General features: G+C 64.8%; 20 protein-coding genes. 16 read left to right on the top strand and 4 right to left on the bottom strand.

Features of this window, described 5'->3' with window-relative positions:
- Positions 1-35 precede the first annotated feature (35 nt).
- Both VK98_RS23315 and VK98_RS10355 read left to right on the top strand, forming a co-directional pair.
- Positions 36-1,565 (top strand): EAL domain-containing protein, encoded by a 1,530-nt coding sequence (locus tag VK98_RS23315; RefSeq protein WP_231589246.1) that lies wholly within the window; start codon positions 36-38, stop codon positions 1,563-1,565.
- Positions 1,566-1,641: 76 nt separating this feature from the next.
- Positions 1,642-2,469 carry a hypothetical protein gene (locus VK98_RS10355; protein WP_048413949.1) on the top strand — a complete coding sequence of 276 codons (828 nt, stop codon included), beginning with the start codon at positions 1,642-1,644 and terminating at the stop codon, positions 2,467-2,469.
- A gap of 125 nt (positions 2,470-2,594) precedes the next feature.
- Here the strand turns inward: VK98_RS10355 and VK98_RS10350 are convergent, their stop codons facing one another.
- Entirely contained in the window at positions 2,595-3,392 is a 798-nt protein-coding gene (locus VK98_RS10350) for a response regulator (RefSeq protein ID WP_048413948.1), read from the bottom strand.
- 301 nt (positions 3,393-3,693) lie between these two features.
- Between VK98_RS10350 and flgB the strand changes: the two genes are divergently transcribed.
- From flgB to flgL, 11 genes are all read left to right on the top strand, one after another.
- The gene (flgB, locus tag VK98_RS10345) at positions 3,694-4,107 is read left to right on the top strand and encodes a flagellar basal body rod protein FlgB (RefSeq protein ID WP_048413947.1); all 414 of its coding nucleotides are present in this window, start codon (positions 3,694-3,696) and stop codon (positions 4,105-4,107) included.
- Complete coding sequence (flgC, locus tag VK98_RS10340; protein ID WP_048413946.1) at positions 4,107-4,517, top strand: flagellar basal body rod protein FlgC; 411 nt, start codon at positions 4,107-4,109, stop codon at positions 4,515-4,517. Before flgB ends, flgC begins: the two co-directional genes overlap by 1 nt.
- A 19-nt stretch (positions 4,518-4,536) precedes the next feature.
- Complete coding sequence (locus VK98_RS10335; protein ID WP_053077327.1) at positions 4,537-5,247, top strand: flagellar hook assembly protein FlgD; 711 nt, start codon at positions 4,537-4,539, stop codon at positions 5,245-5,247.
- Between the two features lie 36 nt (positions 5,248-5,283).
- On the top strand, positions 5,284-6,528 hold the full coding sequence (gene flgE / locus VK98_RS10330; RefSeq protein WP_048413945.1) for a flagellar hook protein FlgE: 1,245 nt from the start codon (positions 5,284-5,286) through the stop codon (positions 6,526-6,528).
- Positions 6,529-6,545: 17 nt separating this feature from the next.
- Positions 6,546-7,289 (top strand): flagellar basal body rod protein FlgF, encoded by a 744-nt coding sequence (locus tag VK98_RS10325; RefSeq protein WP_048413944.1) that lies wholly within the window; start codon positions 6,546-6,548, stop codon positions 7,287-7,289.
- A gap of 71 nt (positions 7,290-7,360) precedes the next feature.
- On the top strand, positions 7,361-8,143 hold the full coding sequence (gene flgG, locus VK98_RS10320) for a flagellar basal-body rod protein FlgG (RefSeq protein ID WP_048413943.1): 783 nt from the start codon (positions 7,361-7,363) through the stop codon (positions 8,141-8,143).
- A gap of 58 nt (positions 8,144-8,201) precedes the next feature.
- Positions 8,202-8,882, top strand: coding sequence for a flagellar basal body L-ring protein FlgH (locus tag VK98_RS10315; RefSeq protein ID WP_048413942.1), 681 nt, complete (start codon positions 8,202-8,204; stop codon positions 8,880-8,882).
- A 73-nt stretch (positions 8,883-8,955) separates the two neighbouring features.
- Entirely contained in the window at positions 8,956-10,041 is a 1,086-nt protein-coding gene (locus VK98_RS10310) for a flagellar basal body P-ring protein FlgI (RefSeq protein ID WP_275899837.1), read from the top strand.
- A 94-nt stretch (positions 10,042-10,135) separates the two neighbouring features.
- Entirely contained in the window at positions 10,136-11,122 is a 987-nt protein-coding gene (gene flgJ / locus VK98_RS10305; protein WP_048413940.1) for a flagellar assembly peptidoglycan hydrolase FlgJ, read from the top strand.
- Positions 11,123-11,203: 81 nt separating this feature from the next.
- Positions 11,204-12,985 carry a flagellar hook-associated protein FlgK gene (gene flgK, locus VK98_RS10300; protein WP_048413939.1) on the top strand — a complete coding sequence of 594 codons (1,782 nt, stop codon included), beginning with the start codon at positions 11,204-11,206 and terminating at the stop codon, positions 12,983-12,985.
- A gap of 10 nt (positions 12,986-12,995) precedes the next feature.
- Positions 12,996-13,919 carry a flagellar hook-associated protein FlgL gene (gene flgL / locus VK98_RS10295; RefSeq protein WP_048413938.1) on the top strand — a complete coding sequence of 308 codons (924 nt, stop codon included), beginning with the start codon at positions 12,996-12,998 and terminating at the stop codon, positions 13,917-13,919.
- Between the two features lie 63 nt (positions 13,920-13,982).
- On the opposite strand, the gene VK98_RS10290 is transcribed toward flgL, so the two are convergent.
- The 3 genes from VK98_RS10290 to VK98_RS10280 all read right to left on the bottom strand — a co-directional run bounded on the left by VK98_RS10290 (position 13,983) and on the right by VK98_RS10280 (position 17,329).
- The gene (locus VK98_RS10290; protein ID WP_156187818.1) at positions 13,983-15,002 is read right to left on the bottom strand and encodes a hypothetical protein; all 1,020 of its coding nucleotides are present in this window, start codon (positions 15,000-15,002) and stop codon (positions 13,983-13,985) included.
- A 106-nt stretch (positions 15,003-15,108) separates the two neighbouring features.
- On the bottom strand, positions 15,109-15,858 hold the full coding sequence (locus VK98_RS10285) for an MgtC/SapB family protein (protein ID WP_043593006.1): 750 nt from the start codon (positions 15,856-15,858) through the stop codon (positions 15,109-15,111).
- A 70-nt stretch (positions 15,859-15,928) separates the two neighbouring features.
- Positions 15,929-17,329, bottom strand: coding sequence for a CoA transferase (locus tag VK98_RS10280; RefSeq protein WP_048413937.1), 1,401 nt, complete (start codon positions 17,327-17,329; stop codon positions 15,929-15,931).
- Between the two features lie 172 nt (positions 17,330-17,501).
- On the opposite strand from VK98_RS10280, the gene VK98_RS10275 reads away from it, so the two are divergent.
- From VK98_RS10275 to VK98_RS10265, 3 genes are all read left to right on the top strand, one after another.
- Positions 17,502-18,533: a flagellin gene (locus VK98_RS10275; RefSeq protein WP_048413936.1), complete on the top strand. Its 1,032-nt coding sequence runs from the start codon at positions 17,502-17,504 to the stop codon at positions 18,531-18,533.
- Positions 18,534-18,740: 207 nt separating this feature from the next.
- Positions 18,741-19,595 carry a hypothetical protein gene (locus VK98_RS10270; protein WP_156187817.1) on the top strand — a complete coding sequence of 285 codons (855 nt, stop codon included), beginning with the start codon at positions 18,741-18,743 and terminating at the stop codon, positions 19,593-19,595.
- Positions 19,596-19,620: 25 nt separating this feature from the next.
- Positions 19,621-20,706 (top strand): hypothetical protein, encoded by a 1,086-nt coding sequence (locus VK98_RS10265; protein WP_048413934.1) that lies wholly within the window; start codon positions 19,621-19,623, stop codon positions 20,704-20,706.
- Positions 20,707-20,734 lie beyond the last annotated feature (28 nt).

Here is a 20,734-nt window from a genome sequence, read left to right as displayed (position 1 = left end):
GATTCGCAAGCACGGACCGGGCTCATTCCTGGTTGATGTCCTGCTCCCCTGGCGCGGCCTATGCCGTTTGCGTCGGTTTGGCCCTGGCCTTGGCGCTGGGCCTGGCGCTGGCGCTGACCGCGTGGCGGATGCAGTCGCTGGCCGGGGAAAAGGCCGAGCTGGTCGCCGGACAACTGACCTGGCAATTGTCGCCGGCTTTCGCCGCGCTGACGCGGCTGGACACGCTGCCACCGCCGGAGCCGGATTGCCGAGCCCAGACCCAGGCTTTGGCGGAATTGGTTCAGCGCACGTCGCTGGTGCGCTTCGCCCAGGCGCGCGGCGCCGGCGGCGCGCTGTGCGCGTCGCGTCGCGGCGTGCCGGCGGAGGCGGGCGGGCTGGAAAGCGGAGCGAGCCTGTTGCCCGCCGGCAACGGCCAGCTGCTGCCGGGCTTGCGGCTGGCGCACTCCGCCGGGGTGCTGGAGTTGGACGCCGGGCCGCTGGTGGCGCAACTGGCGCTGGCCGAGCGCGAAGGCGTGAAAGTGAGCCTGCTAGCTGGCGGGCGGGCGCTGGCCGCCAACGGCGAAGTCAGGGATCAAGGCGCGGACGCGGCCGGCGAGGTGGCCTGGGTGCCGTCCGCGCCGGCGCGCATCGGCGTGCTGGCGGCGCCGCAGTGGGCGGCGGCGCCCTTGCTGGCGCTGAAGACCCAATGGCTGGCCTTGTTATTGGCGGCGGCCTTGGGCTGCGGCGTCGCCTGGGGCGCGCGTCGCGGTTCCGGCGGGCGCAAGGCGACGGGTTGGGAGATCTCCGAGGGAATTCGGCAAAAAGAGTTTTTCGCTCACTACCAGCCCATCGTCACCGCGGCCAGCGGCGAATGCGTCGGGGTGGAGGTGCTGGCGCGCTGGCGGCACCCGGTGCAAGGCAATGTGCGCTCAGAACTGTTCATCCAGACCGCGATCGAGGCCGGCTTGATCGTGTCGCTGACGCGCTACATGCTGCGGCGGGTGGCCGAGGAGCTGAAGCAGATCGTGCTGCCTCCCGGCTTCATGGTCGGGGTCAATATCTCCACCGAGCATCTGGCTTTGCCCGAGCTGCTGGAGGATTGCCGTCCGCTGGTCAATCTATTGCGCGAAAAGCAGGCGCAACTGGTGCTGGAGGTATCGGAGCGGGCGCCGCTGCAGGAGGCGTCCGGCGCGCAGAAAGTGATCAACGGCTTGCGGCAGATGGGGGTGAGGCTGGCGCTGGACGACTTCGGCGCGGGCTATGCCGACAAGACCTATCTGAGCCGCTGGGGCTTCGACTATCTGAAGGTTGAGAAGGGCTATGTGTCGGCCTTGGGCCAGGACAGCCTGAAGGGCAATATTCTGGACGGCCTGCTCTTGTCCTCCAACGAGATGGGGGTGCAGGTGATCGTGAAAGGGGTGGAGACCCAGGGTCAGCAAAGCTATCTGAATGTGAAGGGCTTCGAGTATTTGCAGGGTTTTTATTTCGGCAAGCCGATGACCTTGAATCATTTCCGGCAGTGGCTGTATTCCGGCATCGCCGAAAGCCGGGTCCGCCCCTCCGGCAAGAGGGAGGGCGGCGTCTGAAGCCGGATCGCAGCTTGGGGCCGCGGGGGCGCTTTGTTACAATGCGCCCTTTTTTGTTTCAGGAAAGGGGTAGGGAATGGTGTATGCCGTGCAGCGTTATGCGGCCTCCCGTCCTTGGGCCAAGCGCGTCAGCCAGCTGTATGTCCAGGCTTTGCAGCCGTCCGCGGCGCGCAAGGAAATGAAGGAAGTGATCAAGCGCGAACTGGAGCGCGCCGCCCAGGTGTTCGCCGTGGAGCAGCGGACCATCGTCGCCGAATTGGCCTTGGCCGAGTCCTGGGGCTGTTTCGCCCGCCATGGCCGCGTGATTTCCCATCTGGACGACGGTCTGGCGCAGGCTCTGGCCCACACCCGGCTGCCCTCGCAGTTGCCGGACACGCTGAGTTTGCCGGCCGACGCCTTCTTTCTGCACGTGCCGGGCGGCGGCGGGGCCTTCGTCTCGCATCAGCCGGAGCGCAGGGCCTTGCTGCTGACGCTGGTGGAAGAGGGGTTTTCGCGCGACGCCGCGCAATGGCTGCATGAGTCCGACGGGGTGGAGGCCTTGCTGGTCACGTATCCGGGCGAGCTGGCGCCGCAGATCGAGGCGGTGGCGGAGCGTTGGCAGGCCTTGCTGGCCTCGGTGCTCAACGGCCTGGCGATGATGACCCAACCCAAGCTGGAACGAGAGCTGGCCTGGCAGCAGGGCGCGCCGCAACCTTGGGTGGAGCAGGCTTGCGCGCCGACTTGCGCCAAGACCCGTCAGCGTGGCCGCAGCCAATTGCTGAAGGCGGGCTTCAGCGAGGTGAACTTCTGCCGCATCTCCGAACTGGACGCCGCGCGGGCTTACGCGACCCAGGGGTACTGGCGGCGGCAGGCGTTTGGCGAAGCCAAGGCGAATTCGCGCCTGGTGTGGGTGGCGCCCAAATAAGCGGGAAGGGCCGCTCAGCGTCTGTTCAAGGTCTTGCGAGCCAGGGCGAGACAAGGCGAAAACTGCTGAGAAAGCGGAATGCGCGCGTTGCACCCCGCAAGGCGCAGCGGACTTTGAGCGGATTCTCAGTATTCCTGCAGCAGTTCGCGGATGGTGTCTCTGAGCTTGTTGGTGGAAAAGGGCTTGTCGCAGCAGGCCGAGACGCCGGCCGCTTCCACCTCGGCCAGCCGGTCGTGGTCGGTCTCGCTGGTGATCATCAGGATGGGAGTGCGCCCCTGGGCGCTGTTCTGGCGGATGTGGCGCGCCAGTTCGCAGCCGTCCATGCCGGGCATGTGGTAATCGACGATGATCAGCTGAAAGCTTTCGCTCTCCAGCAGCGGCAGCGCGTCGGCGCCGCTGGCGGCCTCGGTGAAGTGTTCGAAGCCCAGGCGTTCCAGCACGGCGCGAACGTGGCGGCGCGAGGTCTGGCTGTCGTCCACGATCAACACCTGGACGTTGGCCAGATCGGTGTCCACCTCCATGGCCAGGCTCTCGGTGTTGATGAAGTCCAGCGCGTTGGCCAGCGCTTCGTCCAGCTGGCCGCTGGTGAAGGGTTTGGGCAGGATGCCCAGGCTGCCGGCCTGGCGAATGGGCTCCAGCCGCTCCGGATTGGTTTCGCTGGAGACCAGAATGAAGGGCATGCCGCTGAGGTCGGCGCTTTCGCGCATCTGCTGCAGCAATTGCTGGCCGGTCATGTCGGGCAGATAGTAAGCGCTGATCACCAGGTCGGGGCGCGACTCGCGCGCGCGGCTGAGCAGCGCTTCGCCATTGGGGTGGGTCTCCACCTTGGAGATGCCCATCTCGCCCAGCGCCTTGCTGATGATCTGCGCCTGAACGTGAGACGGTTCCGCCAGCGAGACGATTAAATGTTGTACTTCCAGCATGCCTCTTCCCCCGCCTGTCTTCTCTATTTTCTCAAAGCCGTCCGCCGCCGTCGGCCCATGCATGAGTGTCGGCGATTCCGGACGCGTCTTCAATGGTTCTTATGTTGGTTTGGCACGAATTGCGCGGTGCGGCAAGCAAAATCTGTCGCTTCGGTCGGAGGCGGCAAATCTTGCCGCTCATTGTTGCCGTTTGGCCATCAGTGGTCGGTGGTTTGGCGGATTGCCTAGAAAAATCAATGCGCTGGCGTGTTTGATCGGCTTGGCACGCTTCCTGCTTTAACGTCGCCTCAAGGAGGCTGACATGCTAGACAAAATCGCCAAACATTTCGACTTTCAGCAGCGAGCGCTGAATTTGCGGGCTTATCGCACCGAGGTGCTGGCCAGCAATATCGCCAATGACGAAACCCCCAATTACAAAGCGGTGGATTTCGACTTCGGCAAGGCCTTGCAGGCGCAAACCGATGCGCAGGGTCGTTTGGCGATGAATCTGACCGATGCCCGCCATCTCGCCGGCGCAGGCGGCGCGGGCAACGGCGCCGCGCTGCAGTACCGCGCGGCGGTGCAGCCCAGCGTGGACGGCAACACCGTGGACATGGACGTGGAGCGCGCGGCTTTCGCCGAGAACGCGGTCCGCTTCCAGTCGACGCTGACTTTTTTGAACAAGCGGATCAGCGGCCTGAGTTCGGCGATCCAGGGCCAGGGAGGCAATAGCTGATGTCTTTGTCCAATGTGTTTTCCATTTCCGGGTCGGCGATGTCGGCGCAGTCGATGCGTCTCAGCCTGGTGGCGAGCAATATCGCCAACGCGGAAAGCTCGACCAGCTCCACCGGCGAGCCCTACAAAGGGCGCCACGCGGTGTTCACCGCGATTCCGGTGACCGCGGCGCAGCCGCAGGTGGCGGGCGTGCGCGTGACCGCGGTGGTGGAGGATCAGACCCCGCCGCGGCTCAAGTACGATCCGGGCAATCCGCTGGCCGACCAGCGCGGCTACGTGACGCTGCCGAACGTGAATCCGGTGGAGGAGATGGCCGACATGATCGCCGCCTCCCGCGCCTATCAGAACAATGTCGAAATCATGAATACGGCCAAGACGCTGCAGCAGAAAGTGCTGCAGCTGGGCCAGTGAGGCGAGAGGAGTAACGGCGATGGCTAGCGCAAATCCTTATGACGTACTGAATAGTCAGACTCAGACCAATCCGAACAGCAGCGTCAACGGCAGCAAGAGCAATTCCGGCGTGGTGGGCTCCAGCGCCAGCGACATTCAGAGCACTTTTCTGAAACTGTTCGTGGCTCAGATGCGTTCCCAAGACCCGATGAACCCGATGGACAACAGCCAGATGACGGCCCAGATGGCGCAGATCAGCCAGGTGGGCGGCATTCAGCAGCTGAACCAGTCCATGCAGGCGCTGATCGGCGCGCAGGCGGCCTCCCAGTCGCTGATGGCGTCCAGCATGATAGGCAAGAAGGTGCTGGTGGCCGGCAGCGATTTGCCCAAGCCGCCTGATGGCGGCACCTCCCCGGCCGGCGTGTTGCTGAACGGTCCGGCGCAGACTGTGAAAGTCAGCGTCAAGGACGCCAACGGCAATGTGGTCCGCACCATGACCATCGACAAGCCGGTGGCCGGCGTCAACACCTTTAGCTGGGACGGCAAGAACGACAAGGGCGAAGTGGTGCCGGCCGGCAAATACAGCTTCAGCGCCGACGTGACCCAGGCCAGCGCCAACGGCAGCACCACGGCCGTGGCCTACAACACGCAGACGGTGACCGCGGTGGCCTGGGACCAGGGCGTCCCCGAGCTGGTGCTGCCGGACGGCAGCCGCGCCCAACTGGGCGACGTGGCGCAGATGACCGCCTAATCCCACCGACCTCATTCGACTTCAAGGACTGACATCATGGGCTTTCAACAAGGCTTGAGCGGCTTGAACGCCGCCTCCACCCAGCTGGACACCATCGGCAACAACGTGGCCAACGCCAATACCGTCGGCTTCAAGAGCTCGCGCACCGAGTTCGCCGACATGTACGGCAACACCTTGTACGGCATCGCCACCACCACGCCGGGCATCGGCGTCAAGGTGGCTGCGGTGACGCAGAACATGAGCAACGGCAACGTGACCACCACGGGCCGCAGCCTGGACCTGGCGATCAACAACGGCGGCTTCTTCACCGTGGCCCAGCCGGACGGCACCTTGTCCTACACCCGCAACGGCCAGTTCCAGATCAACAACCAGGGCTACGTGGTCAACAACGGCAACTTCCTGCAGGGCTGGCAGGCCGACGCCGCCGGCAACATCTCCCAGGGGCAGGTCAGCAAAATACAGCTGAACTCCAACCTGGTGTCGCCGCAAGCCACCACCAAGGCCACTCTCGGCGTCAATTTGGACTCGCGCAGCACGGTGCCGACCGTCGCGCCGCTGGATCCGACCAATTCGTCTTCCTACAACTGGTCGAACACCAATACGGTTTACGACTCGCTGGGCAACCCGCACCAGGTGACCATGTACTATGTCGCCGGCGCGCCCACCGCCGCCGGCCGGACCTGGACCGCGACCGCCTATGTGGACGGCAATCCGGCCAATAACACGCCGCCCAACAGCAATAATTTTTCGCTGACCTTCAATACCTCCGGCGTGCTGACCACGCCCGGACCGTTCAACATCAACTTCACCCCCAGCCCGCTCAACGGCTCGGCGGTGCCGCAGACCGTGGCCTTCAGCTTCACCGGCTCCACCCAGGTGGGGCAGAACTTCGGCGTGACCACGCCGCCGACCATAGACGGCTCCGCGCCCGGCAACCTGAAGGGCATCAATATTTCGTCCTCCGGCATCATCCAGGCGACGTTCACCAACGGCCAGACCAAGACCATAGGCCAGGTCGCGCTGGCCAACTTCATCAATCCGCAAGGCTTGCAGTCCAAGGGCAATAATCTGTGGGCGCAGACCTACGATTCCGGCATCGCCTCCTACAACGCGCCCGGCGCAGGCAATACCGGCACCATCCAGGCCGGCGCGGTGGAGGACTCCAACGTCGACCTGACCGCGGAGCTGGTCAATATGATTACCGCGCAGCGTTATTACCAGGCCAATGCGCAGACCATCAAGACCCAGGACACCCTGGTGCAGACCCTGCTGAACATCTGATGAGCTGAGCGCGCGCGATGGATAGAATGCTTTACCTGGCGATGAACGGCGCCAAGCACGTGATGTGGCAGCAGGCCACCACCGCCAACAATCTGGCCAATGTGCACACCAACGGCTTCAAGGCCGACGTGGTGGCCTTCCGCGCCTTGCCGGTGGTGGGCGAGGGCGCGCCGACGCGGACCTATGTGGTGGACAACACCGTGGGCCACGATCTGAGCCAGGGCAGCCTGATGCACACCGGCAACGTCAGCGACTTCGCCATCGGTTCCAAAGGCTTCTTCGCGGTGCAGGCGCCGGACGGCAACGAGGCCTATACCCGCGACGGCGGCTATGTGCTGGACGCCACCGGCATGATGCGCACCCGCTCTGGCCTGCCCATCATGGGCGACGGCGGTCCCATCGTGGTGCCCACCGGTTCCCGCATTCAATTGGGCGAAGACGGCTCGGTGGTGGCGATTCCGCTGTCCGGCGCGGTGCGCACCCCGCAGCTGGTCGGGCAGATCAAGATGGTCAACCCCGGCCCCAAGGACGTGTACAAGGGCGAGGACGGCCTGTTCCGCGTCAACGGCGGCGGCAACGCGGCCGCCGACGCCAATGTCAAGCTGGTGCCGGAAATGCTGGAGGCCAGCAATGTCAACTCGGTGGAAAGCCTGGTGCAGATGATCTCCCATGCCCGCCAGTACGACCTCAACGTCCGCCTGATGCAGACCGCCCAGCAGGGCGATCAGCAGGCGGCTCAGCTGTTGTCCACCAACGGCTAAACCATAATATAAGATTTCGCCGCGGCGGCCCGACAGGGGCGGCGCGGTTCTGGAGACGAGGTAAACAAGCCATGATGCGCGCACTGTACATCGCCAAGACCGGCATGGATTCCAGCCAGTTTCAACTGGACGTGGTGTCCAACAACCTGGCCAACGTCAACACCGTGGGTTTCAAGCGCAGCCGCGGCATTTTCGAGGACTTGTATTACCAGACCCTGCGCCAGCCCGGCGCGCAGTTGGCCAACGGCAACACCACGCCCACCGGCCTGCAGGTGGGCACCGGTTCGGCGGCGGTGGCCACCGCCCGCATCCACTCCCAGGGCAATATGACCCAGACCACGCAACCGCTGGACATGGCGATTGGCGGCGAGGGCTTCTTCCGCATCCAGTTGCCGGACGGCACCACCGCCTATACCCGCAACGGCGAGTTCAAGCGCAACTCCAACGGCGACGTGGTGAACCCGGACGGCTATCCGCTGAACCCCAATATCAATATTCCCGGCACCGCCAACCAGATTACGGTGTCCACCGCCGGCGTGGTGCAGTACTTTTTGCCCAACAACCCGGCGGCGCAAACCGCGGGCACCATTCAGCTGACCACCTTTATCAACCCGCAGGGCCTGGAGAGCGTGGGCAATAATCTGTATTTGCAGTCCGCGTCTTCCGGCGATCCGCAGGACGGCGATCCGCAGACCGACACCCGCGGCGCGGTGCGTTCCGGTTTCCTGGAAGCGTCCAACGTCAACGTCACCGAAGAACTGGTGAACATGATCACCGCGCAGCGCGCGTTTGAAATGAACTCGCGGGCGATCACCACCGCGGACCAGATGCTGCAGAAGCTGAGCCAGTTGTAATGTAGCGTGGCGGCCGTCGCCGATGGCCGCCGATTGAAATGAATAAACGAGGTGTTTCATGAAAGCGATGGCGATGGCGGCCTTGCTGGCCGCGCTCTTGAGCGCTTGCGTGACCCAGGAACCGCCGCTGGTGCAGCAGCCCACCAGCGCGCGGCCGCAGCCGCAGCCGGTCAGCATGCCCAGCAACGGCTCGATTTTCCAGACGGCCAGCTACCGGCCCTTGTTCCAGGACCGGATGCCGGGCTATGTCGGCGACACCCTGACGGTGAACATCCAGGAAAACTCGTCGACGTCGGCGTCGGAGCAGACCACCAACACCCGCACCTCGGGCCTGAACAGCAGCATCAACGCCGGCATCAAGATTCCCTTCCTGCCCAGCGGCGCCGCCGGCGGTTTGGCCGGCGCCAATTTTGGCGGTACGGGTTCGGCCAACAATACCGGCAAGGGCGACAACAAGGTGGCCACCTCCTTCGTCAGCTCCATCACCGTCACGGTGCTGGAGGTGTTGCCCAACGGCAATCTGTCGATCAGCGGCGAGAAAGTCGTGCGGGTGAACAGCGACACCGAGTCCATCCGCCTGTCCGGCGTGGTCAACCCCCGCGACATCAGCGCGGATCGCAGCGTGTCTTCGCTCAAGGTGGCGGACGCGCGCATCGAGCAGCAGACCAAGGGCACGCACCGGCTGTACAATGAGCCGGGCTGGTTGACCAAGTTTTTCATGAGCATATTGCCGATTTAACGAATTAGCGGCCCGGGCGCGGCCATCTGGCGGGCGCGGCGGGCTGAAAGCGGGCGAGATAATGAAGCGATTGATGTTAGCGATGCTGCTGGCGCTGGCCCTGTTCCCGGCCATGGCGGCGCAGCGTTTGAAGGATCTGACCAATGTCGGCGGGGTGCGTCCCAACCAGCTGATAGGCTACGGCCTGGTGGTGGGCCTGGACGGCAGCGGCGACAAAGTCACGTCTTCGCCGTTCACCGGCCAGGCAATGTCCAATATGCTGAACCAGCTGGGCGTGCAAGTGCCGCCTGGCACCAAGCTCGACCCCAAAAACATCGCCGCGGTCACGCTGACCGCGACCTTGCCGCCGTTCGCGCGGCAGGGGCAGACCATAGACGTGACGGCTTCGTCGATCGGCGACGCCAAGAGCCTGCGCGGCGGCACCTTGCTGCTGTCGCCGCTGAAGGGCGCGGACGGACAGATCTACGCGATGGCGCAGGGCAATGTGGTTGTCGGCGGCGCCGGCGCCTCGGCGGGCGGCAGCTCCGCCCAGATCAATCAGCTCAGCGTGGGCCGCATTCCGGCCGGCGCCACGGTGGAGCGCGAAGTGCCCACCGCGCTGGGTTCCGGCGAATTCATCAATCTGGAGTTGCGCGAGTCCGATTTCACCACCGCCAACCGCGTGGTGCAGGCGATCAACAAATCGTTCGGCCAGGGCACCGCGCGCGCGGTGGACGGCCGGCTGATCGAAGTGCGCGCGCCGTTCGACCCGGACCAGCGCGTGCAGTTTCTGGCCAAAATGGAAAATATTGCCGTCGACCCGGCAGATGTTTCCCCCACCGTCATCATCAACGCCCGCACCGGCTCCATCGTGATGAATCAGGCGGTGACCCTGGCGCCGTGCGCGGTGTCGCACGGCAATCTGACGGTGACGGTCAGCAACACGCCGCAAGTGAGCCAGCCCAACCCGCTGTCCGGCGGCAAGACCACGGTGACCAATCAGGCCGACATCAGCATCAACACCCCGGGCAGCAAGCTGATCAGCGTGCCCAACGGCGCCAATCTGTCGCGAGTGGTGGCGGCGCTGAACGCGCTGGGCGCGAACGCCCAGGATCTGATTTCCATTCTGCAGGCGATGAAGTCCGCCGGCGCGCTGAAAGCGGATCTGCAGATCATCTGACGCGCCGCGAGAACGGCAAGGAAAAAGACGGCCGGGCGGCCGTCTTTTTTTTCTGGCCCGAATCTTGCTTTTAGCTGGATTCCAGGAGCGAGAAATGACGATTCAGTCCATCAATGCCGGCGCCGTGAGCGCCAACGATTTGCTAAACCGGCAGCTGGCCGTGGATCCGAACCAGCTGAACGAGTTGCGAGCGCAGGCGATCAAGGATCCCAAGGGCGCGGCGCGGCAGGCGGCGTCGCAGTTCGAGGCCTTGTTGATGAACACCTTGCTCAAGAGCATGCGCGAGACCAAGTTCGACCCGGAAGGCGAATCCAACGATTTGAGCACCTACCAGGGCCTGTACGATCAGCAGCTGACTCAGGCCTTGAGCTCCAACGGCGGCCTGGGCCTGGGCGACATGCTGTATCGCCAGATCGCCAAGCAATCGAATTTCGATCCGGACGACAAGAGCGCGCGCACGATTTACGCCGCTCCAGGGCCGCAACTGGCTGCGCGGCCGGCCGGCGGCGCCAAGGCTCTGCAGGCCTACCAGGAAGCGCAGCAAACCGCCAGCGCGGCGCTGACCTTGGCGGCTCCGGCCGGTCAGGCCAAGGCCGAGGCGGCCGGCAAGGGCGGCAGCCGCGACTTCGCCGCCGAAATGTTGCCGCACGCCCGCACGGCGGCGGCCCAGTTGGGCGTGGCGCCGGAAGCCGTGGTCGCGCACGCGGCGCTGGAAAGCGGCTGGGGCAAGCGGGCGATCCGCCACCCGGACGGCAGCAACAGCCATAATCTGTTCGGCATCAAGGCCAGCGGGGATTGGCAGGGGCGCACGGTCAGCGTGATGACCACTGAATACGAGGGCGGAGTCGCGCAGAAGCGGGTGGAAAAATTCCGCGCCTACGGCTCTTACGCCGAGGCCTTCGGCGACTACGCCCGGCTGTTGAAGGATTCGCCGCGCTACAAGAGCGCGCTGAACCAGGGGCAGAACATGTACGGCTTCGCGCATGCGCTGCAATCCGGCGGCTACGCCACCGATCCGCGCTACGCGCGCAAGCTGGTGGACGTGGCGGCGACGTTGGCGCAGCAAACCACGCGCAGTTAAGAACAAGGCTGCGGCGGCCGAGCTTGCGCTTCAGGGTCAAGTTTCGGCGCGCCGGGCCGATAAAGCAAACAGAGGTAAATCATGAGCTCCAATATTTTCTCGATCGGCGTGAGCGGACTGAATGCGGCTCAAACGGCTTTGTCGGTAACCGGCAACAACATCGCCAACGTCTCCACGCCGGGATACAACGTTCAATACATCACCCAGGCCGGCCGCACGCCGCAATACCAGGGCTTCGGTTTCCTGGGGCAGGGCGTGGACGTCACCAATGTGCTGCGCACCTATGACAAATTCTTGTCCGGTCAGGTGCAAACCGCGCAGACCAACAGCAGCTATTACAGCACCCAGGTCAAGCAGCTGAATCAGATCAACAATCTGATGGCGTCGACCGACGTTTCCATCCTTCCCGCTTTGCAGGATTTCTTCGGCGCGATGCAGACACTGTCGCAGCAGCCGGACGCCATTCCCAGCCGGCAGACCGTGCTGAACATGGCCCAGGCGCTGAGCACCAAGTTCGCCACCATCGACGGACAGCTGCAACAGCTGCAGTCCGGCGCCAACGGCCAGATCAAGACCACGGTGGACAGCATCAACGCGCTGGCTTCGCAGATCGCCAGTCTCAACACCGAAATCGCCGCATTGACTGGCGGCAATCAGTTGAGTGCGCAGCCCAACACGCTGATGGACCAGCGCGATCAGGCGATGCTGGAATTGAACAAGCTGGTCAGCGCCAAGGCGGTGCCGCAGGCGGACGGCACTTACTCCGTCTACATCGGCAACGGTCAGACCCTGGTGACCGGCGGTCAGACCAACACCCTGGCCACGCAGCCCTTGGCCAGCGATCCCACCACCTTGCAGCTGGTGTTCAACAATCCCAACGGCACGGTGACGGCGATTCCGAACAATCTGGTTTCCGGCGGCCAGTTGGGAGGTTTGCTGAACTTCCGCGACGGTCCCTTGCTGCAGGCGCGGCAGCAGCTGGGCACGATGGCGATCAACTTTTCCGCTTCGATCAATTATCAGAACCAGCTGGGCGTCGACAACACCGGCGCCGCCGGTCAGCCCATTTTCAACGATCTGAGCAGCTACGCCTCCAATCCGCAGAACGCGGCCGGCAATCTGCAAGTGCTAATGGGCGACCCCAATAAACTGGCCACCGCGTCCAATATGGTGTCCACCGGCGGAGCAGGCGGCAACGGCGTCACCATGAGCGGTGTGTGGGCCACGTTGCCGGGCGGTTACGCGGGCAGCATCAACAGCGTGCCGCCGGTCTTTCCCAGCACCACGACGCACCCGTCCATCGGCATGACCGGGATGACCATTACCGCCACCGGCAGTCCGGCGACGATGACCGCCACCATCGCCGGCCCCAACGGCGGCGGCCCTTACAATGTGGTGCCGGCGGGCGGCGGCGCCAGCAACAGCTTCAAGCTGCAGACCACGGCGGTGCCGCCGGTGGACGTAGGCGTCAGCTTTCAGCTGTCCGGCGCGCCGGTCAACGGCCAGACCTTCACCGTGGGCCCAGCCCCGGCCGGCACCAAGCCGCCGCCGGGCGACAACACCAATTTGCGCGAGCTGCTGGCGCAGCAGAACCTCAAGCTGGTGGGCAATCAGTCCTACGGTTCTTATTATTCGACGCTGGTGGCCTCGGTGGGCAACCAGACCAATACCGCGCAGCTACAGTCCGCGGCGATGTTGAATACTTTGAAGCAAACCACGGAAAGCCTGTCCAACGTCACCGGGGTGAGCCTGGATCAGGAGGCGGCCAATCTGATCAAGTATCAACAGTCTTATCAGGCATGCAGCAAGGTGATACAGGTGGCGCAAACCACCTTCTCCAGCATTCTGAACCTGATGGGCTAAGGAGAGACCGATGCGTATCAGCTCCAACAACATTTATCAGTCCGGCCTGAACAATATGCAGAGCTTGCAGGCCAGCATCTACAAGCTCACCATGCAGATCGACAATCAGCAGCGGGTAGTGACGCCGGCCGACGATCCGGTCGCCGCGGCGCGCATTCTGCTGATCAGCCAGTCGCAGGGTCAGAACAGCCAGTACATCAGCAATACCCAGGCGGTCAGTTCCTGGCTGTCGCTGTCCGAAACCGCGATCAAGAGTTCGTCGGATTTGATGGCCAGCATGAAGAGTCTGGCGATTTCCGCCGGCAGCGGCGCCTTGAGCCCAACCGAGCTGCAGGCGATCCAGAAGCAGCTGCAGGAGGGCATCACCGAGTTGACGACTTACGCCAACTCCACCGACGGCCGCGGCAACTATCTGTTCAGTGGCAACAAGACCGATACGCTGCCCTTCACCGTCAGCCTGTCGGCGGTGCCGCCGGCGACGTATCAAGGCGATACCGGCCAGCGCAGCGTGCAGATCAGCGCCTCGCAGCAGATGACGATTTCCGATCCGGGCAGCACGGTGTTCGGCACGCCCGGCGGCAGCGCCACCGCGGCCTTCGACGGCCTGATCCAGTTGAACACCCTGCTGGGCCAGAATCCCAAACCCGCCAACTTCGGTACCCAGCTGAACAGCGCGATCAACGCCATCGACTCGGCTCAGCAGCAGATGTCGCTGTCTTTGGCGTCCATCGGCGCCCGGGGTCAGCAGAACGACAATATGCAGAATGTCGGGGGCAGCCTGAAACTGCAGTACGCCAGCAGCATCGGCGATTTGCAGGATCTGGACATGCCGCAGGCGATCTCTGATTTCACCCTGGCGCAGACTTCCTTGAAGTACAGCCAGCTGACCTACAACAAGGTGACCCAGCTCTCGCTGTTCAACTATATTTCCTGACCGGCGTTAGCCGGACACGACAAAGGCCGCGTAAGCGGCCTTTGTCGTTGGCGCGGGGCCGATTCAGCCGTAGATGTCCACCTGGCTGATGCGGCCGGCGCGACCGTCTTCGGTCAGATAGACGCCGGAACGGCGGATGTCGGCCTGGGACTGGTTGTCGGCGTTCTTGATGCTGAACGGGCTGTCCACGCTGGGCAGCAGGATGGCGCCGATGCCCAACTCCTTCAGACCCATCAGCTGGTCCTTGTCGCCGTCGCGGCCGGACCAGAGTTTCAGCTGCGCGAACGCGGCGTCGCCGTCATCCAGCACGCCGTCGCCATTGCCGTCCAGCTTGGCCAGATCGGCGAAGCCGTTGCCCGACTGGATGCCGAACAGTTCATTGCCGTCGTTGACCTTGCCGTCGCCGTTGCGATCCAGAGCCAGCCAGCCGCCGTTGTTGACGAAGGGCAACTGGGTCTGCTTGCCCGCGCCTTGCAGGTCGAAGCTGACGCTGGCGCCGCTGAAGCTGCCGGCGTCGTTGCCCAGGGTCAGCATCAGGGGGTCGGTGGCGTTGCCGTTGCCGAACTGGATAGTGTTGCTGCTGTGGTATTCGAAGCTGCGGCTCATTTGCACGTCCAGCGCGAAGTTGAATTCGCGGCCGTCCTGGGTCTTGATCGAGCCCTTGGCTGAAAACGCCAGGCTTTCGCTTTCCTGATAGTCGACGGTCTGCTTGAGCTCGCCGCCGACGAGCAGTTGCTGCGGCGCCGAAGACTGGCCGGAGCGCGCGGGGCGCGAGTCGGCGGATGGCTGCTCCTTGCCGTCGTCTCTTTGCAAAGTGCCGTCAACCACTTTGAATTTGACGCCCAGCACTTTTTCCAGAATGTCCTTGATCAGCCCCAGCATCGGCGTCATGCCATCGGAGAATTCCTTGTCCTTGGCGCTGGCGTTGACGCCGTCGGGACTCAGGCTGACGTCGGAGGAGGATTTCGCAGGGGCGGAGGCGGGAGGGAGTTGTACCCAGGCGCGGCTTAGTTGTTGAACGGTGAGGCTTTGACTGAAACTGTATTGGCTGCTCATCGACAGCGCCATGGACGCGACTCGCATTGCAGGCTCCGGAACAGGAAGTGTAGGTGAACAGATATCGTCAATCCGGAGGGAAACTTGATGGCGTGGAAACACCTAGCCGGCGGAGGCCGGTCAGGCCGGAGCCTCAGTTGCGCGCAGGCTGGATGCTGAGGGTTTCGATATGGTCGATCTGCATGATCTCGCGCGACAGGTCGACGACATTGATCAGGTCGCGCCGGTTTTGCGCGGAGACCAGAAAGCTCCATTCGGTGGCGTCCGGACCGGCGTTCAGCGCGATGCTATCCTCGTGCAGACGCACGCCGAAGCGAAGCAGGCCTGCGCTCAGCGTTTGCACCGTCCACTGGTATTCCGGCTTGAAGCGGATGACGATGAACAGGCTGAAGCGGCGCGGCAGCCGGTTCTCCATTTGATTGATGGAGAGCATGCACAGCACGCACAGCAGGGTGATGGCGATGGCGGCGGCGTAGAAGCCGACGCCGACCAGAATGCCTATCACCGAGGACATCCAGATCGAGGCGGCCGAGGTCAGGCCGCTGATGGTCAGGCCCTCCTTCATGATCATGCCGGCGCCAAGGAAACCGACGCCGGTCAAGACGCCCTGGGCCACCCGCGTCATGTCGCCGTGGGTCATGTCGGGATAAAGGCCGCCGTACCAGTAGCCGGAATAACCGACGATGCTGATGGCCGCGGCCGAGGCCATCGACACCAGGCCGTAAGTGCGCATGCCGGCGGCGCGGCCGTTGAACCAGCGCTCGTAGCCCACCAGACAGCCCAGCAGCAGGCCGCCCAACAGGTTCAGCGTGATCAGCAAATTGATTTCCCACTTGGGGGTGGACCAGTACTGACTGATCAGTTCGGCGAAGGAGATATCCATGCATGCTCCGTTGGCGCTTGGGCCGGAGTGCCGACGATAGCAAGTTGCGCCGGCGCGCGCCACTGTCGGTTCAGCGCGGCAGCCATTCGGCGGCGTGGCTGCCCAGCGGCATCGAGGGCAGCGCCCAGTGCGCCGGCGTCAGGGAAAGCCGGGCCGCGTGGCGGACGGCGCGCAAGCTTCCAAAGCCCGACGCGTAGTCGTCCAGCCAGGGCGCGACCTGTTCCAGGCCGGGGTCCGCCGCCGCGCAAGCGGCTTGGTCGGCGCCGAGCTGGCGCAAGCAGAGCCCGGTTCGCGCCAGCGAAACCTGCACCTGCCAGCTGCCGCCTTCCCGCATCTGACGGGCGAGCGCGGCGACGACGCCGAAGGCGAGCAGGTAGCCGGCGGCGTGGTCCAGCGCCTGGGCCGGCAAGGCGCGCGGTTGCTCGCCGCCGAATGCCGCGGCTTCCGCATGATTGAAGCCGCTGGCGGTCTGCACCAGCGAGTCGAAGCCGCGTCGTTCGGCCCAGGGACCGGCATGGCCGTAGGCGGACAGCGAAGCGTAGACGATGCCGGGCCGCAGGCGCGCGGCTTGTTCCGGGCCGAAGCCGAGCGCGTCGAGAGCACCGGGCCGGTAGCCCTGAACGAAGACGTCGGCCTCGGCCAGCAGGCGCCGCAGTCGCTCGCCGTCGGCGGCCTGGCGCAGATCAAGCTCGGCGTTGCGCTTGCCGCGGCCGGTATCGATGTCCAGCGGCAGGATGGACGGCAGCCGCGGCGAAGTGATGCGCAACACGTCGGCGCCGTGCGCGGCTAGGGTGCGTCCGCCCACCGGGCCGGCGATGATGCGGGTCAGATCCAGAACGCGTATGTCTTGCAAGGGGCGGGGCGCAAAGGGGCGGGCCAGCGGCGGCGCATCGCCTATCCGCCTTATGTCGAGCAAGGGCAGGGCGGCGACGGCCTGGCCCTGCGGATGCCGGTCCCACTCATCGAAGCTGCGCAGCGCCGTCGCCACCAGGCCGCGGTCGGCGGCGGCCTGCTCGAAACCGAAAGCTTGCCAGCCTTGCAAGGCGGCGGCCACGCTGTCCTTGTCGTGGCGACAGTTCAGCAGCCGCAGGATGCCGTCGCGATGGTGGGGGAAGTTGGTGTGGATGCGCACCCAGCGGCCGTCGCCGCAGCGATAAGGGCCGGCGATGGCGTCCCATAATTCGGGGGCCGGCGCGCCATCCACGCGCAAATAGCGCTCGCTGCGGAATTCGGCGGCGGCGTGGGCCAGATCGACGGCGACGCTCTGCGTCTCGCCGCCGCGCAGGCGCCAGAGTTCGGTCGCCATCAGCGCGCTGGCGGCGATGCTGGCCTGGGCCAGAGAGCCGACGGCAAAGGACGAAGGCAGTGGCGCGGCGCCTGCCGGCAGCTGCGCGCGCTCCAGCGCGGAGGGATCGAGGGCTGCGGCGGCCCAGAGCTGGGCCAGGGCCTGTTGGCCGTTCAGTGCGGGCATGGGGACAGGGCGGCGGTGGCTATTAGCTTGATCTTTCAACAGTCGGCGGGGCGCGTCAAGCAATGTGATTTTTCACATCGACCGCGATTTAAGTTTGTCGCGCGGCGGCCGCCTTGTGAGGGTAACGGCAGCGATGCCGGACCAACCAACCTGACTTCTGGAGCACATAGACATGCTGAGCCTGCACACCAATATCGCCGCACTGAACACCAAGTCCAACCTGACCGGCACCCAAACCGCGCTGTCCACCTCGATGACCCGTCTGGGCACCGGCCTGCGCATCAACTCCGCGATGGACGACGCCGCCGGCCTGCAGATCGCCACCCGTCTGGACGCGCAAAGCCGCGGCATGCAAGTGGCGATGAAGAACGCGCAGAACGGCATCTCCATGCTGCAAACCGCCGAAGGCGCGCTGAACGAAGTAACCAACATCCTGCAGCGCATGAAGGACCTGTCCACCGAAGGCGCCAACGCCACCTCCACCAAGGCCGACAAGAGCGCGATGCAGTCCGAATTCGCCGAACTGGGCAAGGAACTGACCAACATCATGAAGAACACCTCCTTCGGCGGCGAGAAACTGCTGCAAGGCGGCAAGCTGACCGATGAGATGAAGTTCCAGATCGGCGCATCGGCCGACGAATCCATGACGGTGAACATGAAGGATGGCATGACCGCGTTGAACAATGCGCTGGGCAGCGTTTCCAAGACCTTCTTCAAGGATGATGCCGCCGGCACCGCCTACGCCACCGCAGTGAAAACCGCTACCGATGCGATGCCGGCTCTGGTTACCGCGACCGACACCGCTAAAACCGCTTATGATGCCGATCCGACCGATGGCGCCAAGAAAACCGCTTACGAAACCGCGCTGAAAGCTCAGCAAGACGGCCAAGCCGCACTGGACAAAGCCGCCAAGGGCGACGAAATCGGTAAAACCGACACCATCAACACCATCCAGGCCGCTCTGGATTCGGTCGGCTCGGTTCGCTCCTCCCTGGGCGCCAACGCCAACCGTCTGGACCACGTGAACAACAACCTGGCCAACGTCAACAACAACACCCTGGCCGCCAAGGGTCGTATCATGGACACTGACTACGCCAACGAAAGCGCCAGCATGACTTCCAAGCAAATGCTGATGCAAGCCGGCACTTCCATGCTGAAGCAAAGCGGCAGCATGAGCAGCCTGGCCATGTCCCTGCTGCAGTAATCAAGATTCCGCGCCGATGCGGCGCGAGTTCGAAGCCAGCTGCGCATGCGGCTGGCTTTTTTGCGTCATGCGCGCGGACCTTGCTGAAGGAGCAAACCCATTTCAATCCGAGCGATCACGGCGGCGACTCCGGTCACGCCGAGCGCGCCGATCTCGAACGGCGCGCAGCCGGGCGCGGAGCTGACGCCGGGCCTGCAGTGGCGGGCGGTGTTGAGCCGAGGCGCGGACGGCCGGCCGCTATTGAGCGGCGACGGCATCCAGCTGGCCTTGCCGTCCTGGCCGCAAGGCGCGGCGGAGTTGACGCCCGGGACAGTGTTGAAAGTGCTGGTGCTGGCCACCCAACCGCGGCTGGAGCTGTCGCTGTTGGCGGAGAGACCGGACAGAGACGGCGACGGCGAAGCGCCGGCGCGGGCTTGGCAATTGGAGCAGGCGGCGATGCCGAAGCTGGCGAAGCCTTTGCCGACGGCGGCCGAGCTGGCGCAATCCTGGCGGCAGGCTTTGCTGGGGCGCCTGACTCAGGCCGCGACGCAGTTTCAGCAAGCGGGCGGCAGCCATCTGCCCGGCGCCTTGTTGCAGCAGCTGCCCGAGCTGGCCTTGGCCGGCGTTCGGCAGACCGCCGGCGAGCCGCCCTTGCCGCTGACTCTGCCGTTCTGGCTATGGGGCGGTCCGGCGCTGGCGCTGAGCGTAGAGGACGCGCTGGAGCGCGAGTCCGAGCCGGAACTGGACGAACTGGACTTGCTGCTGTGGCTGACGGCGCCGGGAATCGGCGCGTTCTGCCTGCGCATCCGCCGCGTGGCGGACGGGGTGGCCTTGGCCTTTGTCGCGGAAGCCGAGGCGTGCCGCGCCTTGCGGCGGCGTCTGCCGGAGATTGAAGCCGCGGCGGAACGAGGCGGCGGCAAGCTCGCCGTCTGCCTGATCGGCGAGCGCATGCCGTGGCTCGGCCTGGCGATCAGTAGGCATGGCGCCACCGGCTTGCAGGCGCAGCGTCTGTCGCCGCTGTTGTTCGCCGTGGCGGCGGAAGTGGCCGGCCAATTGTTGGCGAGGGACGGTGCGTCGCTTTGAGCCGGTGGTGGTCTATAGTGGGTCCATGTTGCGCCTTCTCGTACTGCTGCTGTGTCTGCTGAGCGTGGAGCCTGTCGCCGCCGGCTCCGCGGCCGCGGGCGTTGACGCGCCGCAAGCCCGGGACAACAACCCGGCGCGGGAGTGGACCGAGTGGGACGGCCCCGTCAGCGGCCCCGCGGCGCAGCCTGGCCGCAGCGTCTGGTTTTTGGCGTCGGACCTGCGCAACGGCGGCGTGGTCGGGGTCTATCGGGGCCTGGCCGAGGCGGGGCGTTTGCTGGGCTGGCGCTTGACGCTGTTGGACGGCCAGGGGCAAGGGAGCTCCTTGCTCCGGTTTCTGGAGAGCGCGCAGCGGGAACGGCCGGCCGCGGTGGCCTTGGGGGGCTTCGACGCTCAGGAATTCCGGCCGCAGATTGAACGCTTGCGCGCGCTCGGCGTGACCGTGCTTGGCTGGCATGCCGGCGACAAGCCCGGCCCCTTGCCCGGCCTGCTGTTCACCAATATCTCCACCAGCCCTTTGGCCGCGGCGCAAGCGGCCGCCGATTACATCGTGGCCAGCAGCCACGGTCCGGTGGGCGTGGTGCTGTTCACCGACAGCCGCTTCGCCATCGCCACCGCCAAAACCCGGCAGGCGGTGCGGCAGCTGCAGGCCTGCCGGCGCTGCAAGGTGCTGGCGGTGGAAGACCTGTCGCTGGCCCTGGTCCAGCAGCAACTGCCGGACAAGGTGACGGAGCTGTATCGGCGACACGGCAGGGCCTGGACCCACAGCATAGGCATCAACGACCTGTATTACGATTCCATCGGCCATCCGCTGGGGAAATTGAACGCCTTCGTGGCCAATATTTCGCTGGGCGACGGCTCGCTCAGCGCGATGAGGCGGATTCGGGCGGGCCTGATGCAGGAAGCGACCATAGCCGAACCCTTGCACCTGCACGGCTGGCAGATGGCGGACGAACTGAACCGCGCCTTTGCCGGCCAGCCGCCCAGCCTGTACGTGACCCAGCCGCATTTGCTGGTCAGGCAGACGATACGCGACAGTTATCTGAGCATAGGCTACGACCCGGACAACGGTTACCGTCGCGCCTACGCCGCCATCTGGTTCCCGCGGCATTGATTTGACGGCTGCCGCGTGCTTAACTGGC

The organism is Chromobacterium sp. LK11, from assembly GCF_001043705.1.
Classification (GTDB): Bacteria; Pseudomonadota; Gammaproteobacteria; order Burkholderiales; family Chromobacteriaceae; genus Chromobacterium; species Chromobacterium alkanivorans.
Note: the sequence above shows the minus strand (reverse complement) of the source record. Positions and strands in the feature narration are given on the sequence as shown.

What these genes read in the sequence shown, in the direction of transcription:
- flgL (WP_048413938.1), top strand. Translation starts at nt 12,996, where the DNA reads ATGCGTATCAGCTCCAACAACATTTATCAGTCCGGCCTGAACAATATG.
- VK98_RS10280 (WP_048413937.1), bottom strand. Translation starts at nt 17,329, where the DNA reads ATGCCCGCACTGAACGGCCAACAGGCCCTGGCCCAGCTCTGGGCCGCC.
- flgG (WP_048413943.1), top strand. Translation starts at nt 7,361, where the DNA reads ATGATGCGCGCACTGTACATCGCCAAGACCGGCATGGATTCCAGCCAG.
- flgB (WP_048413947.1), top strand. Translation starts at nt 3,694, where the DNA reads ATGCTAGACAAAATCGCCAAACATTTCGACTTTCAGCAGCGAGCGCTG.
- VK98_RS10350 (WP_048413948.1), bottom strand. Translation starts at nt 3,392, where the DNA reads ATGCTGGAAGTACAACATTTAATCGTCTCGCTGGCGGAACCGTCTCAC.
- VK98_RS23315 (WP_231589246.1), top strand. Translation starts at nt 36, where the DNA reads ATGTCCTGCTCCCCTGGCGCGGCCTATGCCGTTTGCGTCGGTTTGGCC.
- VK98_RS10325 (WP_048413944.1), top strand. Translation starts at nt 6,546, where the DNA reads ATGGATAGAATGCTTTACCTGGCGATGAACGGCGCCAAGCACGTGATG.
- VK98_RS10315 (WP_048413942.1), top strand. Translation starts at nt 8,202, where the DNA reads ATGAAAGCGATGGCGATGGCGGCCTTGCTGGCCGCGCTCTTGAGCGCT.
- VK98_RS10265 (WP_048413934.1), top strand. Translation starts at nt 19,621, where the DNA reads ATGTTGCGCCTTCTCGTACTGCTGCTGTGTCTGCTGAGCGTGGAGCCT.
- VK98_RS10285 (WP_043593006.1), bottom strand. Translation starts at nt 15,858, where the DNA reads ATGGATATCTCCTTCGCCGAACTGATCAGTCAGTACTGGTCCACCCCC.
- VK98_RS10275 (WP_048413936.1), top strand. Translation starts at nt 17,502, where the DNA reads ATGCTGAGCCTGCACACCAATATCGCCGCACTGAACACCAAGTCCAAC.
- flgJ (WP_048413940.1), top strand. Translation starts at nt 10,136, where the DNA reads ATGACGATTCAGTCCATCAATGCCGGCGCCGTGAGCGCCAACGATTTG.
- VK98_RS10355 (WP_048413949.1), top strand. Translation starts at nt 1,642, where the DNA reads ATGGTGTATGCCGTGCAGCGTTATGCGGCCTCCCGTCCTTGGGCCAAG.
- flgK (WP_048413939.1), top strand. Translation starts at nt 11,204, where the DNA reads ATGAGCTCCAATATTTTCTCGATCGGCGTGAGCGGACTGAATGCGGCT.
- VK98_RS10335 (WP_053077327.1), top strand. Translation starts at nt 4,537, where the DNA reads ATGGCTAGCGCAAATCCTTATGACGTACTGAATAGTCAGACTCAGACC.
- flgC (WP_048413946.1), top strand. Translation starts at nt 4,107, where the DNA reads ATGTCTTTGTCCAATGTGTTTTCCATTTCCGGGTCGGCGATGTCGGCG.
- VK98_RS10290 (WP_156187818.1), bottom strand. Translation starts at nt 15,002, where the DNA reads ATGCGAGTCGCGTCCATGGCGCTGTCGATGAGCAGCCAATACAGTTTC.
- flgE (WP_048413945.1), top strand. Translation starts at nt 5,284, where the DNA reads ATGGGCTTTCAACAAGGCTTGAGCGGCTTGAACGCCGCCTCCACCCAG.
- VK98_RS10310 (WP_275899837.1), top strand. Translation starts at nt 8,956, where the DNA reads ATGTTAGCGATGCTGCTGGCGCTGGCCCTGTTCCCGGCCATGGCGGCG.